Below are 2,520 nucleotides of genomic sequence, written 5' to 3'. Positions count from 1 at the left end.
GATACTTCATTAGAGTGGGCTCCAAAATTTGCTGCTGCTGGAACAACTGTAATCGACAACTCTTCTGCATGGAGAATGGATCCAACAAAAAAATTAGTAGTTCCAGAAATCAATGCTGATGTTTTAACTAAAGAAGATAAAATTATTGCAAACCCAAACTGTTCTACTATTCAAATGGTATTAGCTTTGGCTCCTTTGCACAAAAAATACAACATCAAAAGAATCATTGTTTCTACTTACCAATCTATCACAGGAACTGGTGTAAAAGCGGTTAAACAATTAGAAAACGAGTACGCTGGAATTCAAGGTGATATGGCTTACAAATATCCTATTCATAGAAATGCAATTCCACATTGTGACAGTTTTGAAGAAAACGGATATACTAAAGAAGAAATGAAGTTAGTTCGTGAAACTCAAAAAATCCTTTCTGATAACACAATCAGAGTTACAGCTACTGCAGTTCGTGTACCAGTTGTAGGCGGACACAGTGAAGCAGTAAACGTTGAGTTTACAAATGATTTTGAGGTAAATGAAGTTCGTGAAATCTTACACAACACCGATGGAGTAGTGGTTCAAGATAATTTAGATACCTTTACTTACCCAATGCCATTGTATGCAGAAGGTAAAAATGATGTTTTTGTTGGAAGAATTCGTCGTGACGAAAGCCAGCCAAATACATTAAACATGTGGATTGTTGCTGACAACTTAAGAAAAGGAGCTGCAACAAACACAATCCAAATCGCTGAATATTTAATTAAAGCTGGTTTGGTATAATTGAGAGATTAAATAAAATTGTTATAAAGAGAAAACCGTAATTGCAGTAATGTAATTACGGTTTTTTTGATTTTATGAATGTCTTGATTTGGTGGTTTTGTGGCTTTTTTAGCATTATAATTAATTTATGTAAAGTTATATTTGTGGAATAGATTTAAATTAAAATTTATGGCATTCCCAATAGATATAAAATATATAATTGAAACAGAAGATGAATTAGGAGTCAAATTTCCTAAATTATTTAAAGAAAAAATGATAAAAGAGAATGGAGGTGAAGCTGAAACAGAATATGATTATTGGAATCTTTATCCCTTTTTTGATAAAAGTGATAAAAAAAGAATAAGCAGAACCTGCAATCATATTATTTTAGAAACTAAACAGGCAAAAGAATGGAGTAATTTTCCTTTAAATGCAATTGCTATTGCAGGAAATGGATCTGGAAATCAATTAATTCTTATTCCTTCAGATAATAGTGAAATGCTAAGTGAAGAGATATTCTTTTGGAATCATGAAACTGGAGAAAAAGAGAAAGTGGCAGAAAGTATTCAGGAATTAATAGAGGATTAAAAACAAAATTGCCCTAAAAAGAAAACCGTAATTACAGTAATGTAATTACGTTTTTTTTGATTTGCCTAATTGCCTTATTTTAATAGTTTTATAGCTTACTCTTGCGATTTATAGATTTATAGAGGCTTATTTTTGCGGAAATAAAGAAGTATAAATCTGTCAGTAAAAAATGAAATCACGAACAATATATGGACTTAAAAGTTCAAAGAAAGATGAAAAAACAATCGTAAAAAGAATTAACGATTATTTAGAGATTCATGATAGAACTATGTCTAAATCAAAAAATAAGGGCATGCTTGATGCAAGGCTGCCACATGTTTTAAAGCATTTCTATTGGAATTTAAATAAAAGCAAAGGAACTTACTTTGAGATTTTTTCAAATGAAGATTCTATGGGAAATTATTATAACGAAAAAAATAAAGACCTTGGATGGATTATAAAGGCTCGTATCGATTTAACTCATCCTATGTATGAAAAAGAGGCAACAGAATTATTTCTTAAAGAAATTCTAGACGTAACAGGTTTTGAATATTTTATTTTAGAAGAAAAAGAAAATGATTAGAACTTTTTAAATTGAAATAGATTTTAGAGCAATTAATAAGGATTATTGTTGAAAAAAAAGTAGTAATTGCAGTAATGTAATTACTGTTTTTTTATGTGAAAAAACTTTTTAGCTTGTCCATTAAATAAGTAAATTAGCATTTAAAATTTATATTTTATGAACTTCGATAGCTTTAAAATAATTCCGAACTATAATACACAAAAAACAGACTTATTTATTGCAGATGAAGAAGAAATTCTAGCTTGCGAAAAGACTTTGAATATCACTTTTGATGAAGATTATAAAGAGTATGTTCAAAAATACGGAAGTGGGATTTTAGGTGGTACTTACGTAAGAGTATATCTTCCCGAAACCATTGTCTTAACTCTAGAAGAATGGAAAAACCGAATTACTGAATATTGGTTTTGGGATGAAGGAAAAGAAGTTTTAACGAAGGAAGAAGTGCTTAGCTCTATTCGAATTGGAGATACTTTTGATGGAGATGAAATTATTTTTTTAAACAATCAATATTATATTCTGCCGCGTTATAGCGAAATGATTTATAAAGCTGGAAATTCGTTGGAAGAAGCTATTTCTTGGCTTTGTTCATCTGGTATTTTAACAGAAGCATTTTCTGA

General features: G+C 29.8%; 4 protein-coding genes. All 4 read left to right on the top strand.

Annotation, left to right across the window (positions count from 1 at the left end):
- The coding region (locus B3J44_RS01120) for an aspartate-semialdehyde dehydrogenase (RefSeq protein WP_286965047.1) at positions 1 to 774 on the top strand (774 nt) is incomplete at its 5' end.
- Positions 775 to 942: 168 nt separating this feature from the next.
- On the top strand, positions 943 to 1,341 hold the full coding sequence (locus tag B3J44_RS01115; protein ID WP_286965046.1) for an SMI1/KNR4 family protein: 399 nt from the start codon (positions 943 to 945) through the stop codon (positions 1,339 to 1,341).
- Positions 1,342 to 1,510: 169 nt separating this feature from the next.
- Positions 1,511 to 1,903: a hypothetical protein gene (locus tag B3J44_RS01110; protein WP_286965044.1), complete on the top strand. Its 393-nt coding sequence runs from the start codon at positions 1,511 to 1,513 to the stop codon at positions 1,901 to 1,903.
- 156 nt (positions 1,904 to 2,059) lie between these two features.
- Positions 2,060 to 2,520, top strand: a 461-nt coding sequence (locus tag B3J44_RS01105; RefSeq protein WP_286965042.1) for an SMI1/KNR4 family protein, incomplete at its 3' end; no start/stop codon positions are given.

It is taken from the genome of Flavobacterium sp. UBA4854 (assembly GCF_002399805.1).
GTDB classification, from domain to species: domain Bacteria; phylum Bacteroidota; class Bacteroidia; order Flavobacteriales; family Flavobacteriaceae; genus Flavobacterium; species Flavobacterium ginsengisoli.
Note: the sequence above shows the minus strand (reverse complement) of the source record. Positions and strands in the feature narration are given on the sequence as shown.

Coding starts and splice junctions, on each gene's coding strand:
- B3J44_RS01115 (WP_286965046.1), top strand. CDS start 943: ATGGCATTCCCAATAGATATAAAATATATAATTGAAACAGAAGATGAA.
- B3J44_RS01110 (WP_286965044.1), top strand. CDS start 1,511: ATGAAATCACGAACAATATATGGACTTAAAAGTTCAAAGAAAGATGAA.